This window comes from Halorubrum salipaludis, assembly GCF_002286985.1.
GTDB lineage: Archaea > Halobacteriota > Halobacteria > Halobacteriales > Haloferacaceae > Halorubrum > Halorubrum salipaludis.
Genome location: NZ_NSKC01000003.1, coordinates 438,362 through 451,880, shown reverse-complemented (window position 1 = coordinate 451,880; position 13,519 = coordinate 438,362). Strand labels below are relative to the sequence as shown.

Below are 13,519 nucleotides of genomic sequence, written 5' to 3'. Positions count from 1 at the left end.
CGAAGCGACGACGACTGACGAGGCTGGGGAGGCGTGAGGTGCGGTTGCTGTGCGGTCGGGTGGACTCAAAGGGGCAGCCGCGGGGCGGGCGCAGGCGACGCAAGCACTGCAGGGAGCGAGCAACGCGAGCGACCAAAGCGCGCAGCGAGCGACCAAAGCGCGCAGCGAGCGTGCGCCCGCCCCGCGGCTGGGGCTTTGGCGGTGTTCACCGTCGATCCGACAGCAACCATTTATGAGCGAGCGGCTGGGGCTTTGGAAGTCTTCACCGCGGAGAGGTCAATCACGTGCTGTCGAGCGGCCGGAGTTTTTGAGGCGTTCACCGTCGGATCGCCGGCAGCCGCCTCCAAGCGATCGACTGCCTCCAATACCGCGTACGGGGAGAACCTATTCGGGCGTCGACGCCGAACCACGACTCGATGAAAGTGGGGCTCATCTCGGACGTCCACGCGAACCTGCCCGCGCTCGAGGCCGTCCTCGACGACATGCCCGCGGTCGACCGGATCGTCTGCGCCGGCGACGTGATCGGGTACAACCCGTGGCCGGCCGAGTGCGTGGAGCGCGTACGCGAGGTCGCCGCGAAGACGGTCCGGGGGAACCACGACCGCACCGTCGGAACGCCCGAGCGCTACCGGGCCAACCGCATGGCGGAGGCGGGCCTCGAACACGCGAAGGCGTCGCTCTCGGACGACCAGCGCGCGTGGCTCGACGGCCTCCCGCGCGCCGAGACGTTCGCGGGCGACCGGTACCTCCTCGTCCACTCGCACCCCGCGGCCGAGCGCGAGGACGCCTACGTCTACCCGGAGGAGTTCCCGAACCTGGACCGCCACATGGGCGAGCACGACGGGATCGTGCTCGGACACACCCACGTGCAGGGAAAGCGGTCGGTCGCGGGCGGGGTCGTGGTCAATCCGGGGAGCGTCGGCCAGCCGCGCGACGGCGACCCGGACGCGGGGTACGCCGTGCTCGACACGCAGCGCGGCGCGGTCGACCTGCGGCGCGTCGCGTACGACGTGGACCGCGTGAGCGAGGCGGTCGCCGACGCCGGGCTCCCCGAGCGGACCGCCGCGCGGCTGTATAAGGGCGAGTGAATCAGAGCGAGTGAATCGGGGCGAGCGCGCGATCCCGCCCGCACGCCGGCTCACGGCCAGACGCCGGCGACGAAGAGGACGTTCCGGACCGCGGTCGCGAGCGACAGGACGCCGACGCCGGCGCACATCAGGGTCGCGACCAGCCGGCGGGTCCCGCCCGCGACCGCGACGGGGATCCCGATGAGGACCATCCCCGCGGCCTTGGTGAGCAGCATTCCGGGGAGGAGGCCGAACGTCGCGATGAACGCGGCGCCCACCGGCGACCCCTCGACGTACTGGCCGCCCGAGATGGCGACGTACGTCGAGGCGACGTCGGCGACTGCACCGACGAGGAGAATCACGACGGCGGCGGCGAGTCGCGATGGCACTGGCACAGCGCACGCGGTGGATCGGTATAAGCTTCCGGGGACGCGCCGAACCGACGGACGCGAACCGGGCGTCCGAGGGCGGCGAACCTGACGGGGCGAGGGCGGCGAACCTGACGGCCGAGAGTAGGGGCCGGCTCGGCGACCCGTCCGCGCCGGGTGCGGGCTGGTCGCGGCTCGCGCACAGCACGACTTCATTTAAACCGGCGCAACGCGTAGGTCCGGTAATGAGTTCGTCCGACGACGAGTACGATATCGCGGTGGTCGGCGGCGGCCCCGCGGGGCTGACGACCGCGCTGTACGGTGCGCGACTGGGTCACGAGACGGTGCTCATCGACCGCGGCGGCGGCCGTGCAGCGATGATGGCCGACACCCACAACGTGATCGGCGTCACCGAGGAGACCTCCGGCAACGAGTTCCTCCAGACCGGCCGCGAGCAGGTGCAGTCGTACGGCGGGACGTTCGAGCGCGGCTTCGTCACCGACGTCGAGCGCACCGGCGACGACCGGTTCCGCCTCTCGACGAACGACGCGGAACTCACCGCGGACCGCGTCGTGCTCGCGACCGGCTTCTCCGACGAGCGCCCGGACCCGCCGCTCCCGCGGACGGGAAGGGGGCTCCACTACTGTCTCCACTGCGACGCCTACATGTTCGTCGACGAGCCGGTGTACGTGATGGGCCACGGCGAGGCGGCCGCCCACGTCGCGATGATCATGCTCAACGTGACCGACGACGTGGATCTGTTGACCCGCGGCGAAGAGCCGACGTGGAGCGACGAGACCGCGGCACAGCTGGAGGCGCACCCCGTCGAGGTCGTCCGCGAGGACGTGACGGGCGTCGAGAACGACCCTGACTCCGGGTGGCTGGAGGCCCTGGAGTTCGAGGACGGCACCCGCCGCGAGTACCGCGGCGGGTTCCCGATGTACGGCTCCGACTACAACACCGCCCTGGCCGAGGGGCTCGGCTGCGACCTGACCGACGGCGGCGAGATCGATGTCGACGACCACGGGCGCACCAGCGAGGACGGGGTCTTCGCGGTCGGCGACATCACCCCCGGACACAACCAGGTGCCCGTCGCGATGGGGCAGGGCGCGAAGGCCGGCCTCGCGATCCACAAGGAGATCCGCGAGTTCCCGCGCTCGACGGAAGATATCGCCCGCGACGGCCCCGTCGACGCCGACGAGGTGCCCGCGATCTCGCCGGAGCTCATGGCGACCGCGGTCGCCCACGAGGGGCACGCTGGCGGCCCGCGGAGAGAGGGAAGCGCCGAGACGGAGCAGCCCGCCGCCGACGACGACTGAGTCTGCGTCGCCGAGCGGACCGGTCGGGATACGTTATAACTCGCCGAGTCCGGCTAGCAGGGCACCACGCCCGCGCCGGCGTCGATCGGCGACCCGTCGTCGCGGTACTCCGAGTCGCCGATCGACCCGTCGAACATCGGGAGCCGCAGCTCGTAGGCGTACAGCACGTCGAACGCCGCGAACGGGTCGACGCCGTCCGCGACGGCCTCGCGCGCGGTCAGCCGGACCCCGGCGCCGAGGACCACGATCGGCTCGCCGTCGAGCGTCCCCGCCGCCTCCATCCCGAACTCGTTGCCGGCGGCCGGGTCGGTCAGCACGGAGAGGTGGACGAGCGCCTCGATCGCCGCCCCACTGCCGCCGCCGTCCCCGATGGATATGGGGTGCCCCGCTCCCGCGAAGCACTGGGTCGGCGGAGCGACGCGGTCCGCGGCGAGCGCACCGCCGCCGTCCGATCCCCCCGGCGCCCCGGCGTCGCCGCCGGACGTCGCCGCCGCGGCGCCGGCGAGCCCTCCGGTCGCGACGGTCGCGACGACAAGGAGCAGCGCGACCGACACCGCGACGCGGGCGGTGAGTCCGGACCGAGAGCGGCGCGTCATCGGGTGGGGCTACGGCCGGCCGGGTAAAAACGGCGCGGGGCCGGTTATCCGGTCTGATACTCGGTGCGTCGGAAGCGGGTGCGGCGCGACGCGGCCACGGACGCCGCTTTCCCGGTCACGCCCCTTCGAGGAGCCCCTCGACGAGCAGTTCCGCGGAGGCGACGTTCGTCGCGAGGGGCACGTCCTTCACGTCGCAGACTCGCAGGAGCGCGGAGATGTCGGGCTCGTGGGCCTGCGCGGTGAGCGGGTCGCGGAGGAAGACGACGCCGTCGATCGCCCCGTCGGCGATCTTCGCGCCGATCTGGAGGTCGCCCCCGTACGGCCCCGAGGCCTGCCGGTTCACCGCCAGTCCCGTCTCGTCGGCGATCCGCTTGCCCGTGGTCCCCGTCGTCACGAGCTCGCACGCGCCGAGGGCGTCGGCGTGGGCGCTGACGAACTCGACCATCTCGTCTTTCAGCTCGTCGTGAGCGATGAGCGCGATGCGCATACGGAGCGTACTCGACCGGGGTCCTTAAAAGGTCACTCGGGCCCGGACGACCGGTCCGCGGGGAGGAACACGGTCACCGCGGCCCCGTCCCCGTCCTCGGCGAAGGTGATGGACCCGTCCACCTCGCGGATGATCCACGTCGCCAGCCAGAGGCCGACGCCGCTCGCGTGTTCCAGCGGCGTCTCGGTCCCCCGGTCGATCGGCCTGATCTCGTGCGGGGGAATTCCCGGACCGTTGTCGCGTATCCGGATCCGGACGGCGTCGCGTTCGCTCCGTTCCGCGGGGGTCACCGAGACTCGCACGCGGGGACGCTCGGCGTCGTTGTGATCGATCGAGTTGGTGATGAGTTCGTCCAGCGCCGAGACGACGATCTCGCCGGTGTCGACCCTGATCGGGTCCGCGCGGTCGAAGACGATAGTGACCTCGGGATGTCGGCGGCGCTTGTCCGCGACCACCCCCTCGATCTCCGCCGTGAGGTCGATCGAGTCGCGGTCGGAGTCGTCCAGTCGCCCGATCAGGTGCGAGAACCGCTCGTTGCGCTCGATCATCGTCTCGACGGTCCGGTTGATCGTTTCGAGTCGCCGCAGGGCTGCCGGATCCGTGACCTCCTCCCTGAGAAGCGACGCGTTCCCCTGTATGGCGGTCGCGTCGTTTCTGAAGTTGTGACGCAACAGCCGGTTCAACACCTCCAGCTGTTGCTCCCGCTGTCGCTGGTCGGAGACGTCACGGAGGCTGATCAGCCGCCCGGTCGGCGCCCCGAGGCCGCGCTCGAGGGGGGAGACCCGCACGTCGTAGTAGCGGACCGCGCTCTCCTCCCGCCGTTCGATCTCCGTCCGGAACGGTTCGTCGTCGTCGCTCGCGCCGCCATCGGCCAGGCCTCCGTCGCTCGCGCCGCCCTCGGCCCGGCCTCCGTCGCTCGCGCCGCCGTCGCTTTCGCTCCCCTCGACCGCGTCCGCGAGCGCGGGAAACACCTCGTCGATCGGTTCCCCGACCGCGTCACCGATCGGCTCCCCCAGGAGGGACTCCGCGGCCGGGTTGGCGTCGACGAGGCGGTTCCGGTGGTCGACGACGAGGACCGCGTCGGTCATGCTCTCGATCAGCTCGTCGCGGGCCACCTCGCGGACGGCCGGGACGATGTCGAGGAGCCGGTGACGGACGGTGATAACCGCCAGCACGGTCCCCGTGACCGAGAAGCCGATGATCGTCGTGTCGAGCGCGGGGGGCGCGACGCCGGCGAGGAACAGCCCGTTGCCGATCCACGGAGAGAACACCGCGAGCAGCAGTCCGACCGCCTGACTGCGGAACAGGCGGCCCGAGCGGGCCACCAGTCGGAGTATCAGGACCGCCCCGAGGAGCAGGAGGAGGTACGAGTAGGCCGAGTGGATCCAAAAGGCCGGTCCGGGGGTCGACATCAGCCCCGTGAGCGACCCGTACGCCACGAGGTCCGTCGAGGTCCGGAACAGGCCGTGGCTCCCGTTGGTCCCGATCGCGGCCAGCACGAGCACCGGCTCGACGGCCAACAGGAGCACGGTGCGGCCGGTCAGCCACTCGCTCCGGCCGGTGTACGCGAGCGCGAAGAGCAGCCACGTCGCGACGACGACGACGATCCCGAGGTACTGGACGTTCGCCCAGAACACGGTGGCCGCCAACCCCGGACTCGCGAGCTCGACGAGCTTTCCGGCCGACCACAGCGTAACGGCAGAAAGCAGGATCCCCAGCGGCAGCGCGCCGACGATGTCGCGGTTGCGCAGGGCGCCGACGGAGAGGGACGCCGACAGCACGCCGGAGGCGGCGATCAGGAGGACGTAAACGACGTGGTGAGTGGACATATCTGGTTCCTGTCCGGCGTGTTCGTCGGGGGCCGAGCCGGCCGCGGACCCGTCGGACGTCGTCCGGTCTCAGGCCGCATCGAACGGGTCTCCGCACCGATACCGGGACGCTCCGCGATCGGGAACGGACGCGGACCGCCCGTCCCCGACGTGGCGTCCCCGTCGAGACGTGGCGGTGTCGCCACACGTCGTCGACGCGTGTCTCTGTGCTCTCGTAGGGGAATAAAAGGGTCCGTATTAAAATATCTCTGTCAATATTCGGAGGAACCGAGAACGCACCCGAGTATCGCGCTCGGCGGCCGGAACGACGCGGTCTCTCCGGCCGATCGGCTTACTTGAACCGGAACGTCTCCAGGTTCTTCGGGGCGAACGTCCGCATGTTGTAGTCGTGGTACAGCGCCGACGAGAGGTCCTGGACGGAGCGCTCGTCGCCGTGGACGCACAGCACCTTCTCGGGGCGCGGGTTCATCGTCTTCACGAAGTTCTCTAACCCCTGCCGGTCGGCGTGGCCGGAGAAGCCGTCGACGACCTCGGTGCCCATCTCCAGGGTGAGCGTGTCGCCGCGGCCGCCGCCGCCCCAGCCGTCGACCGGGATCTCGTCCCAGCCGTTCTGGATCCGGCGGCCGAGCGTCCCCTGCGCCTGGTACCCGACGAACACGAGGTTCGACTCCGGCTCGGGACCGATGTGGCGGAGCCACGACATGATCGGCCCGCCCTCGATCATCCCGGAGGTGGAGATGACGATGCACTCCTCGCCGTCGGCGACATCCTGTCGCTCGTCTTCGCCGCCGTCGATGTGGTTGAACTGGTCGGCAAGGAACGGGTTCTCGTCGTCGTGGAAGATCCGGTCGCGGAGGTCGTCGCGGAGGTACTCGGGGTAGGTGGTGTGGATCGCCGTCGCCTCCCAGATCATCCCGTCGAGGTGGACGGGCATCTCCGGGATCTCGCCCTCGCGCATCGCCTCCTCCAAGACGAGCATGATCTCCTGCGAGCGCCCCACGGCGAACGCGGGGATGACGACCTTCCCGCCCTGCTCGTACGTCTCGTTGATGACCTCCTTGAGCGCCTCCTCGGAGTCCTCCTGGTCGGTCTGGTAATCGTCGCGGCCGCCGTAGGTGGACTCTAAGACGAGCGTCTCGACGCGCGGGAAGTCGTTGACGGCGCCGTTGAACAGGCGCGTGTCCTCGTAGTGGATGTCGCCGGAAAAGGCGACGTTGTAGAGGCCGTCGCCGATGTGGAAGTGGGTCACCGCGCTGCCGAGGATGTGGCCCGCGTTGTGGAAGGTGAGCTTCACGTCCGGCGCGATGTCGGTCACGTCGCCGTACTCCAGCGGGATGGTGTGTTTGATCGCCTCGCGGACCTGCGCCGACTCGTAGGGGGGCGTACGGCCCTCCTTGGCGGCGACGTCGAGGTAGTCGAGGGTGAGCAGGCCCATCAGGTCGCGGGTCGGCTCGGTCGTGTAGATCGGGCCGTCGTAGCCGTACTTGAAGAGGAGCGGGATGAGCGCCGAGTGGTCGAGGTGGGCGTGGGTGAGCACGACCGCGTCGAGGGTCGCGGCGCCGGCGCCGAGCGCCTCGGGGACTTGGAGGTACGGCACCTCTCCCTCCGCGCCCGGCTTGTCGCCGCAGTCGATCAGGACGCGCGTCTCGGGCGTCGAGAGGATGAAGGAGGCGCGGCCGACCTCGCGACAGCAGCCGAGCGTCGTGATCCGGACCCACTCGTCGTCGGACATCTCCTCGCGGTGGATCTGCCGGCCGACGCGTTCGAGGATGTCGCGTCGCTCCTCGCGCTCGTTCTTGAGGAAGCCGCGCACGTTCGAGACGGTGGAGGACTCGATCGGGGGCGTCCGAACGACCTCGGGGGTCCAGCCGACCTCCTGGGTGATCTCCCGGAGCGTCGAGCCGCGGCGGCCGATCACCATGCCGGGCTTCTCGGCCTCGATGACGACCTCGCCGGTGTCCTCGTGGAAGTCGAGGTCGGTCACGCCGGCCTCCTCCGGGATCACCTCGCGGACCTCCTCCTCGGCGCGGGCCGGGGGAGAGAGGGCGCTCGGGTCCGGACGGACCGTGATCCGCTTCCGGAGCTTCGAGGCGAGCCGGCGGATCAGGTCGCCGTCGCCGGCGAACTCCTTGGGGTCGCGCGTGTACACGACCAGTTCCGGTCCCTCGTATTTCACGTCGGTGACCGTGATGTCGTTCGGAATCTCCTGTTCGATCTCTGATTTCAGGGTATCGAGTTGCTTATCGACTTGACTCATATCTCACCGCGGGTCGCCGCGATCGCCGTCGCCGTCGAGTCGTCTCGCGTTCCGGTACGCGGCTCGGCGCCGAACGGTCGACCGTGACGGGATAGGCATAGTGGTAGTACTGTCCGTAGGTGGTACCGTGCGGGAACAGCCAGCGAAAACCCGCTTAGCTGATGATTAGCCCGGTCGTTATAAAACCCTTCGCAAATGGCAAACCCCCGCCCGCCGAACGCGGCCCCATGCGCATCACGACCGAGACGGTCCGCGACGAGCACGCGTGGGTCCGCGATCGCGCGCCGGTCGTCGTCCCCGTGATCAACGAGACCCGCGATCGGCTGGGCGGGCTCTTCGAGACCGAGGTTGACCCGGTCACCCCCGAGGCGTACCGCCGCGAGGTCGACGCGGTGTTCGCGGACGGCGAGGTCGCCGTCAACGTCGCCGGCTGCGTCGCCCTGCTCCGCGACCTCGACGTGGCGGGCGACTACCCCGGGTTCGTCGTCGACGAGGTGCTCGGCCGCGAGCTCGCCGCGACGGTCGCCGGCGGACGCCCCCTCTCGCTGCTCGCGCAGGCGACGTTCCACCTCGTCGACGTGCGGGTCGCGGAGGACGCGACCGCCGACGGCGCGGGCGCGGCCGGCGCCGACGACCTCGACGCCGCGCTCGCGGCGGGGTTCCAGACGCGGCTCCCCGGATGGGACTGGCGGGAGGGAGAGAACCCGTTCGCGGTGGGGGCGGGCGGCGGGGAGTGAGCGTCGACCCGACCGCCGACCGAGATCAGCTCGTGAACTTCCGGACGAGCTCGTACCCCCGATCGAGGATCGCGTCGGGGAGGAACCGCGCGAGCACGCCGATCCGGGCGACGGTGCCGGGCTGGACCCGCGCCGGCGGCTGGGTCGCGCTCGCGGCGTTGACGATCGCGTCGGCGACGACCTCGGGCTCGATCGCGCCCGGTCCGTCGCCGCCGAGCAGTTGCGTGTCCTCGAAGATCGCGTAGAACTCCTCGTAGGCGCCCGAGCGGTCGAGCCCGCCGTCGTCGGCCTCGCCGTCCGCGTCGTCGGCGCCCGCCTCCCGCTCCGCCCGCTTCGCGAAGTTCGTCTGCACGGGACCGGGCTCGACGACGACCACGTCGACCCCGTACTCCGCGACCTCGTTGCGGAGCGCGTCCGAGAGCGCCTCGACCGCGAACTTCGAGCCGCTGTACACGCCGCCGCCGGGGATCGACACCCGGCCGGCGACGGAGGAGACGTTGACGATCGTCCCGTCTCGCTCGCGGCGCATTCCGGGGAGGACGGCCTTGATGAGCCGGTGCGGGCCGTACACATTCACGTCGAACTGCTCGTGGACCTTCGCGGTCGGCACGTCCTCGACCGGCCCGAACTGGCCGTAGCCGGCGTTGTTGATCAGCGCGTCGATCGCGCCCTCCTCGTCTAAGATCCGGTCGACGACGCGGTCGATGTCGGACTGGTCCGTGACGTCGAGCGTCGCCAGCTCGCAGCCCGCCTCGCCGAGCGTCTGGATGTCCGCGGGATTCCGCGCGGTCGCGTACACGGTCCACCCCTCGTCGAGGAACGCGCGCGCCGCGGCGCGCCCGATGCCGGAGGAACAGCCGGTGATGAGTACCGTCTTCTGCACGCGTCGTCGGTCGGTCCCCGGCGCCATAACTCTCCCGACCGGCGACAAGCTGGCGGACGGAATAGGGACGGGCGGACGGACGGGACGAACGAAACGGGTGGACGGACGGAACGGAAGAATGTGCCCGCGCGGGGCGCCGGCGCGTTACTCCTCGTCGGAGTCGTCCGCTTCGTCGGCCGCGTCAGCGCCGTCTTCTCCGTCGGCCGCGTCCTCCTCGTCAGGGAGCAGGTCGCGCTCGGCGAGGACCTCCTCGATCTCGTCGGTCGGCCGCACCGTGTACTCGGGGTCGTCGACGGTGATCGTCGCGACGCCGACGCCCTCGGGCGACAGCTCGCCGTCGTTCGACTGCGCGAGGGTGTCGAGCGCGAGCGCGACGGCCTCGTCGGTGGAGAGCCCCTCCTCGTACTCCTCCTCTAAGTAGTCGCGGAGGTCGCTCCGGTCGGAGCCGATCGACAGCGCCTGCCACTCGTAGGGGGTGCCGGACGGGTCGGTCTCGAACAGGCGCGGCTCGCCGTTCTCGATCCCGCCGACGATCAGCGCGACGCCGAAGGGGCGCGCGCCGCCGACCTGCGTGTACTGCTGGATGTGGTCGGTGATGTTCTTGGTGAGCGTCTCGATCCCGATCGCCTCGCCGTAGCGCAGGCGGTTCACCTGCGCCTGTCGGCGCGCGAAGTCGATGAGCTGGCGGGCGTCGGCGACGTGGCCCGCGCTCGCGACGCCGACGTGGTCGTCGGCCTTGTGCAGCTTCTCGATGCTCTCCGGCTCCATCAGCGGGGAGCGGGCGCGCTTGTCCGCCGCGAGGACGACGCCGTCCTCGGCGCGGACGCCGACGCTCGCCGTCCCGCGTTTCACCGCCTCCCGGGCGTACTCGACCTGGTAGAGCCGGCCGTCGGGAGAGAAGATAGTGATTCCTCGGTCGTACGCCTGCTGTTGGGATTGTCCCTGCATGATATCACTCGGTGTCGAACGCCGCCGCGCCGACGTACCCCGACTCGGTCCGCACGTCGCGCGCGTCGCCGCGCACGACCGCGGACCGCTCGGCACCCTCGAACGCGACGTCTCGCTGTGTCGAACTACCGCCCGCGCGACCCATATATCTTTCCTCACAGGCACGCACCGTCCCCGAAATCCCGCGAACGCGGATCCCGACGGGGTCGCCGTCGACCTCGCTCACGCACCCGATCACGGCGCGCGCGTCGTCGACGTGGCCGTGGCGGGCCCGGACGATCGCCTCGCCCTCCCCGCCGTCGTGCGAGAAGGCCAGGAGCGTGAGGTCGGCGTCGGCGCTGCCGGCGTCGCCGAGGAGGTTGCCCGCGGCGTACCACAGCGCGCGCTGGAACGCGCGCCGCCCGAGGTCGGCCTCGGGCCACGTCTCGATCCCGACCGCGAGGTACCGCCAGCGCGGCCGGAGGTGTTTGGGGAGGTGTTTCACGGCCGGATCACCGGTCTCCCAGCGCCGCGTCGCGCTCCGCGACGATCACGGCCACCTGGTCGTGGACGCGCTCGACCGCGGTCACCGCGAACCCCTCGGCCGTGAACGCCTCGACGAGGGTGCCGACGGTCGCGGGGTCGTCGACCTCGGGCCCGTAGAAGGGCGCGTCGGGGTCCGGCTCCTCGAAGAAGGCCACGTCGCCGAGGACGATCCGGCGCGCGCCCGTGGCGGCCATCTCGCGGATCGCCTCGCGCTTCTCGTCGTCCGCGAGGTGGTGTAAGGCGAAGTTCGAGGTGACGATATCGACCCGCTGGTCGGGGTCGATCCCGGGATCGCGGAACTCGCCGTACGCGAACGCGACGTTGTCGATCCCGCGCGCGTCGGCCTTGCGGCGCCCCTCCTCCATCATCCCCTCGCTGATGTCGCGCGCGAGCACCCGCTCCGCGTCCTCGGCGACCGCGAGCGCGATGGCGCCCGTGCCGGCGCCGAGATCGAGGACGATATCGTCGGGGGTCGGGTCGGCGTACTCGATCACGAGGCTCGCGCACGCGTGGTACTCGTCGCTCTTCGAGTCGTCGTACTCGGCGGCCTTCTCGGAGAAGCGCGCGGCGTGCTCCTCAACCGTCTTCTTCATACCGTCCCAGTCGGACCCCCGGCTCTATGAAGGCCTCGGAGCGCCGCTCGCGGTTTCGGGCCGCGATCTCGCCCCACGCCCGGAGGCCCTCCTCGACCCACTCGGCGTCGAACCCGACCGCCTCCGCGGCGGCGACGACCTCGCGCGGCGCACGGAGCCCCAGGTGCGACCGGGGGTTCGCGCTGACGACGTGGGGCGCGTCGTAGTAGGTCACGATCTCCCGGAGCTTCCGGAGGTCCGCCAGCGCGCGGACCCGCTTCCCGCCGGTGGCGCGGAACAGCGGCCCGAGGTCGAACTCGACGTGAACACCGTTGTCGCGGGCGGCCTTCGCGAGGACGTGGTTGAAGTCCCCCGACCCGTCCATCGGACGGACCAGCACGTCGACGCGCGGCTCCTCGACCGCGAAGCGGTTGAGGCCGTCGTCGCCGCCGACGACGCAGACCACGGTGCGCTCGGTCCGGTAGTTGCCCACCGCGCCCGAGGCGCTCGTGGCGCTGTCGGCGTCGATCTCGACCGCGTCGACGACGTCGACCCCGTACTCCTCGCGGAGCGCGGCGGCCTCCGAGGACCGATCGTCGACCGCGTCCCCGCCGGTTCCGGAGCCGCCGCCGTCCGCGTCCCCGCCGACCGGATCGAGCGCGTCTCGCGTCCGGACGACGACCCCCTCGTACCCGTACCGCGCCGCGGTGGCGGCGTGGCGGGCGGCGGTCGCGTCGCCGTCTGGGTGAGCGTGGACGGCCTCGTACATGCCCGCCTGTTTCGGCTCCGGGCGTATCGAGGTTGCGCTTCGCCGACGGGTTTTTGCCCCGCTCTCCGGAACGGCTCGCATGGCCGCCGACCTAGAGGAGAAGACGGACCGCTACGAGCAAATGCTCGCCGACGCGCTGGCGGTCGCGGAGCCGCGGCCGCCCGCTGACACCCCCCTCGGCGAGGCCGCCGCCGACGTGCTGGAGATGGCCGAGTCGTACCTCGAGGACGGGCGGCACTTCCGCGAGGACGGCGACCCCGTCAACGCGCTCGCGTCGTACTCGTACGGCTACGGCTGGCTCGACGCCGGCGTCCGGATGGGGCTGTTCGCCGTCCCCGACGACACCGAGCTGTTCACGACGTGAGCGGAGCGAGGCCCGCTCGGCGGTCCTCGCGGCTCGGTCCCTTATAAACCTCGCGACCCCCCTCGTCGCTTCCGGGCGCGGGCGCCTTTTCCGTTGAGCGCCATAAGGACGAAACACGCATGACTGACGCGCTATTCGTCGTGAGCGAGGAGGGGTACTGGGCCGAGGAGTGCATCGAGCCGCTGACCACGCTGGAATCCGAGGGCGTCGACGTGACCGTCGCGACCCCGTCCGGGTCGCCGCCGGTCGTCGACGAGCGGTCGCTCGACCCGGAGGCCGCGGGCGGCGAGGAGCGGGTCGCGGAGCTCCGCGAGGTCGACGAGGAGCACCCGAAGCTCAACGACCCCGAACCGGTCGCGTCCGTCGACGCCGCGGGGTACGACGCGGTCGTGTTCCCCGGCGGCCACGGCACCGTCTGGGACGTGAACCAGGACCGGCACGCCCGCCAGCTCCTGCTCGACGCGGTCGCGGGCGAGGCGGGCGTCGCGCTCGTCGTCTGCCACGCGGTCGGCATCCTGGCGTTCACCCGCGAGGCCGACGGGACGCCCCTCGTCGAGGGGCGCTCCGTGACCGGCTTCCCGAACGCGTGGGAGGAGGACATCGTGGACGAGAACGACGTGATGCCGGACGGCCGGAAGCTCCCGTACTGGGTGGAAGACGAGGTCGTCCTCGCGGGCGCCGACTGGGACGCCGAGCTCGACGCGGACACGAGCGTCACCGTCGACGGCGACCTGATCACCGCGCGCGGACCGGGGTCGTCGGCCGACGCGGCGGCGACGCTGCTGGACGAGCTGTAAA

Annotated in this window: 15 protein-coding genes; 5 read left to right on the top strand and 10 right to left on the bottom strand. The window is 71.0% G+C overall.

The window, feature by feature from the left end:
- The first annotated feature begins 416 nt into the window (after nucleotides 1-416).
- A complete protein-coding gene (locus CK500_RS07785) occupies nucleotides 417-1,088 on the top strand; it encodes a metallophosphoesterase family protein (RefSeq protein ID WP_095636669.1) in 672 nt (223 codons plus the stop codon).
- 50 nt (nucleotides 1,089-1,138) lie between these two features.
- On the opposite strand, the gene CK500_RS07780 is transcribed toward CK500_RS07785, so the two are convergent.
- On the bottom strand, nucleotides 1,139-1,456 hold the full coding sequence (locus CK500_RS07780) for a hypothetical protein (RefSeq protein ID WP_095636668.1): 318 nt from the start codon (nucleotides 1,454-1,456) through the stop codon (nucleotides 1,139-1,141).
- A gap of 224 nt (nucleotides 1,457-1,680) precedes the next feature.
- Between CK500_RS07780 and CK500_RS07775 the strand changes: the two genes are divergently transcribed.
- Nucleotides 1,681-2,754 carry an NAD(P)/FAD-dependent oxidoreductase gene (locus tag CK500_RS07775; protein WP_095636667.1) on the top strand — a complete coding sequence of 358 codons (1,074 nt, stop codon included), beginning with the start codon at nucleotides 1,681-1,683 and terminating at the stop codon, nucleotides 2,752-2,754.
- Nucleotides 2,755-2,807: 53 nt separating this feature from the next.
- Here CK500_RS07775 and CK500_RS07770 read toward each other — a convergent pair whose 3' ends face one another.
- From CK500_RS07770 to CK500_RS07755, 4 genes are all read right to left on the bottom strand, one after another.
- Nucleotides 2,808-3,350: a DUF7332 family protein gene (locus CK500_RS07770; RefSeq protein WP_095636666.1), complete on the bottom strand. Its 543-nt coding sequence runs from the start codon at nucleotides 3,348-3,350 to the stop codon at nucleotides 2,808-2,810.
- 115 nt (nucleotides 3,351-3,465) lie between these two features.
- On the bottom strand, nucleotides 3,466-3,837 hold the full coding sequence (locus CK500_RS07765; RefSeq protein WP_095636665.1) for a methylglyoxal synthase: 372 nt from the start codon (nucleotides 3,835-3,837) through the stop codon (nucleotides 3,466-3,468).
- A 32-nt stretch (nucleotides 3,838-3,869) separates the two neighbouring features.
- Nucleotides 3,870-5,666 carry a histidine kinase N-terminal 7TM domain-containing protein gene (locus CK500_RS07760; protein WP_095636664.1) on the bottom strand — a complete coding sequence of 599 codons (1,797 nt, stop codon included), beginning with the start codon at nucleotides 5,664-5,666 and terminating at the stop codon, nucleotides 3,870-3,872.
- 331 nt (nucleotides 5,667-5,997) lie between these two features.
- A complete protein-coding gene (locus tag CK500_RS07755; protein WP_095636663.1) occupies nucleotides 5,998-7,923 on the bottom strand; it encodes a beta-CASP ribonuclease aCPSF1 in 1,926 nt (641 codons plus the stop codon).
- A 227-nt stretch (nucleotides 7,924-8,150) separates the two neighbouring features.
- Here CK500_RS07755 and CK500_RS07750 point away from each other — a divergent pair, with 227 nt between their 5' ends.
- Complete coding sequence (locus tag CK500_RS07750; protein WP_095636662.1) at nucleotides 8,151-8,660, top strand: hypothetical protein; 510 nt, start codon at nucleotides 8,151-8,153, stop codon at nucleotides 8,658-8,660.
- A 25-nt stretch (nucleotides 8,661-8,685) separates the two neighbouring features.
- Here the strand turns inward: CK500_RS07750 and CK500_RS07745 are convergent, their stop codons facing one another.
- The 5 genes from CK500_RS07745 to CK500_RS07725 form a co-directional block, all read right to left on the bottom strand.
- Complete coding sequence (locus CK500_RS07745) at nucleotides 8,686-9,570, bottom strand: SDR family oxidoreductase (RefSeq protein ID WP_095636661.1); 885 nt, start codon at nucleotides 9,568-9,570, stop codon at nucleotides 8,686-8,688.
- 117 nt (nucleotides 9,571-9,687) lie between these two features.
- A complete protein-coding gene (gene psmA / locus CK500_RS07740) occupies nucleotides 9,688-10,491 on the bottom strand; it encodes an archaeal proteasome endopeptidase complex subunit alpha (RefSeq protein ID WP_095636660.1) in 804 nt (267 codons plus the stop codon).
- 4 nt (nucleotides 10,492-10,495) lie between these two features.
- Nucleotides 10,496-10,975 (bottom strand): Rpp14/Pop5 family protein, encoded by a 480-nt coding sequence (locus CK500_RS07735; RefSeq protein ID WP_095636659.1) that lies wholly within the window; start codon nucleotides 10,973-10,975, stop codon nucleotides 10,496-10,498.
- A gap of 7 nt (nucleotides 10,976-10,982) precedes the next feature.
- On the bottom strand, nucleotides 10,983-11,609 hold the full coding sequence (locus tag CK500_RS07730; RefSeq protein ID WP_095636658.1) for a class I SAM-dependent methyltransferase: 627 nt from the start codon (nucleotides 11,607-11,609) through the stop codon (nucleotides 10,983-10,985).
- The gene (locus CK500_RS07725) at nucleotides 11,593-12,357 is read right to left on the bottom strand and encodes an RNase P subunit p30 family protein (protein WP_095636657.1); all 765 of its coding nucleotides are present in this window, start codon (nucleotides 12,355-12,357) and stop codon (nucleotides 11,593-11,595) included. The genes CK500_RS07730 and CK500_RS07725 overlap by 17 nt, the downstream gene beginning before the upstream one ends.
- Nucleotides 12,358-12,436: 79 nt before the next feature.
- Between CK500_RS07725 and CK500_RS07720 the strand changes: the two genes are divergently transcribed.
- Nucleotides 12,437-12,721, top strand: a complete 285-nt coding sequence (locus CK500_RS07720; RefSeq protein WP_095636656.1) for a DUF357 domain-containing protein — start codon at nucleotides 12,437-12,439, stop codon at nucleotides 12,719-12,721.
- Between the two features lie 119 nt (nucleotides 12,722-12,840).
- Nucleotides 12,841-13,518: a type 1 glutamine amidotransferase domain-containing protein gene (locus CK500_RS07715; RefSeq protein WP_095636655.1), complete on the top strand. Its 678-nt coding sequence runs from the start codon at nucleotides 12,841-12,843 to the stop codon at nucleotides 13,516-13,518.
- The last annotated feature ends 1 nt before the right edge of the window (nucleotide 13,519 follow it).

Excerpts from the sequence above, each read along its gene's own strand:
- CK500_RS07785 (WP_095636669.1), top strand. The coding sequence starts at position 417 with ATGAAAGTGGGGCTCATCTCGGACGTCCACGCGAACCTGCCCGCGCTC.
- CK500_RS07775 (WP_095636667.1), top strand. The coding sequence starts at position 1,681 with ATGAGTTCGTCCGACGACGAGTACGATATCGCGGTGGTCGGCGGCGGC.
- CK500_RS07770 (WP_095636666.1), bottom strand. The coding sequence starts at position 3,350 with ATGACGCGCCGCTCTCGGTCCGGACTCACCGCCCGCGTCGCGGTGTCG.
- CK500_RS07765 (WP_095636665.1), bottom strand. The coding sequence starts at position 3,837 with ATGCGCATCGCGCTCATCGCTCACGACGAGCTGAAAGACGAGATGGTC.
- CK500_RS07760 (WP_095636664.1), bottom strand. The coding sequence starts at position 5,666 with ATGTCCACTCACCACGTCGTTTACGTCCTCCTGATCGCCGCCTCCGGC.
- CK500_RS07755 (WP_095636663.1), bottom strand. The coding sequence starts at position 7,923 with ATGAGTCAAGTCGATAAGCAACTCGATACCCTGAAATCAGAGATCGAA.
- CK500_RS07750 (WP_095636662.1), top strand. The coding sequence starts at position 8,151 with ATGCGCATCACGACCGAGACGGTCCGCGACGAGCACGCGTGGGTCCGC.
- CK500_RS07745 (WP_095636661.1), bottom strand. The coding sequence starts at position 9,570 with ATGGCGCCGGGGACCGACCGACGACGCGTGCAGAAGACGGTACTCATC.
- psmA (WP_095636660.1), bottom strand. The coding sequence starts at position 10,491 with ATGCAGGGACAATCCCAACAGCAGGCGTACGACCGAGGAATCACTATC.
- CK500_RS07730 (WP_095636658.1), bottom strand. The coding sequence starts at position 11,609 with ATGAAGAAGACGGTTGAGGAGCACGCCGCGCGCTTCTCCGAGAAGGCC.
- CK500_RS07725 (WP_095636657.1), bottom strand. The coding sequence starts at position 12,357 with ATGTACGAGGCCGTCCACGCTCACCCAGACGGCGACGCGACCGCCGCC.
- CK500_RS07720 (WP_095636656.1), top strand. The coding sequence starts at position 12,437 with ATGGCCGCCGACCTAGAGGAGAAGACGGACCGCTACGAGCAAATGCTC.
- CK500_RS07715 (WP_095636655.1), top strand. The coding sequence starts at position 12,841 with ATGACTGACGCGCTATTCGTCGTGAGCGAGGAGGGGTACTGGGCCGAG.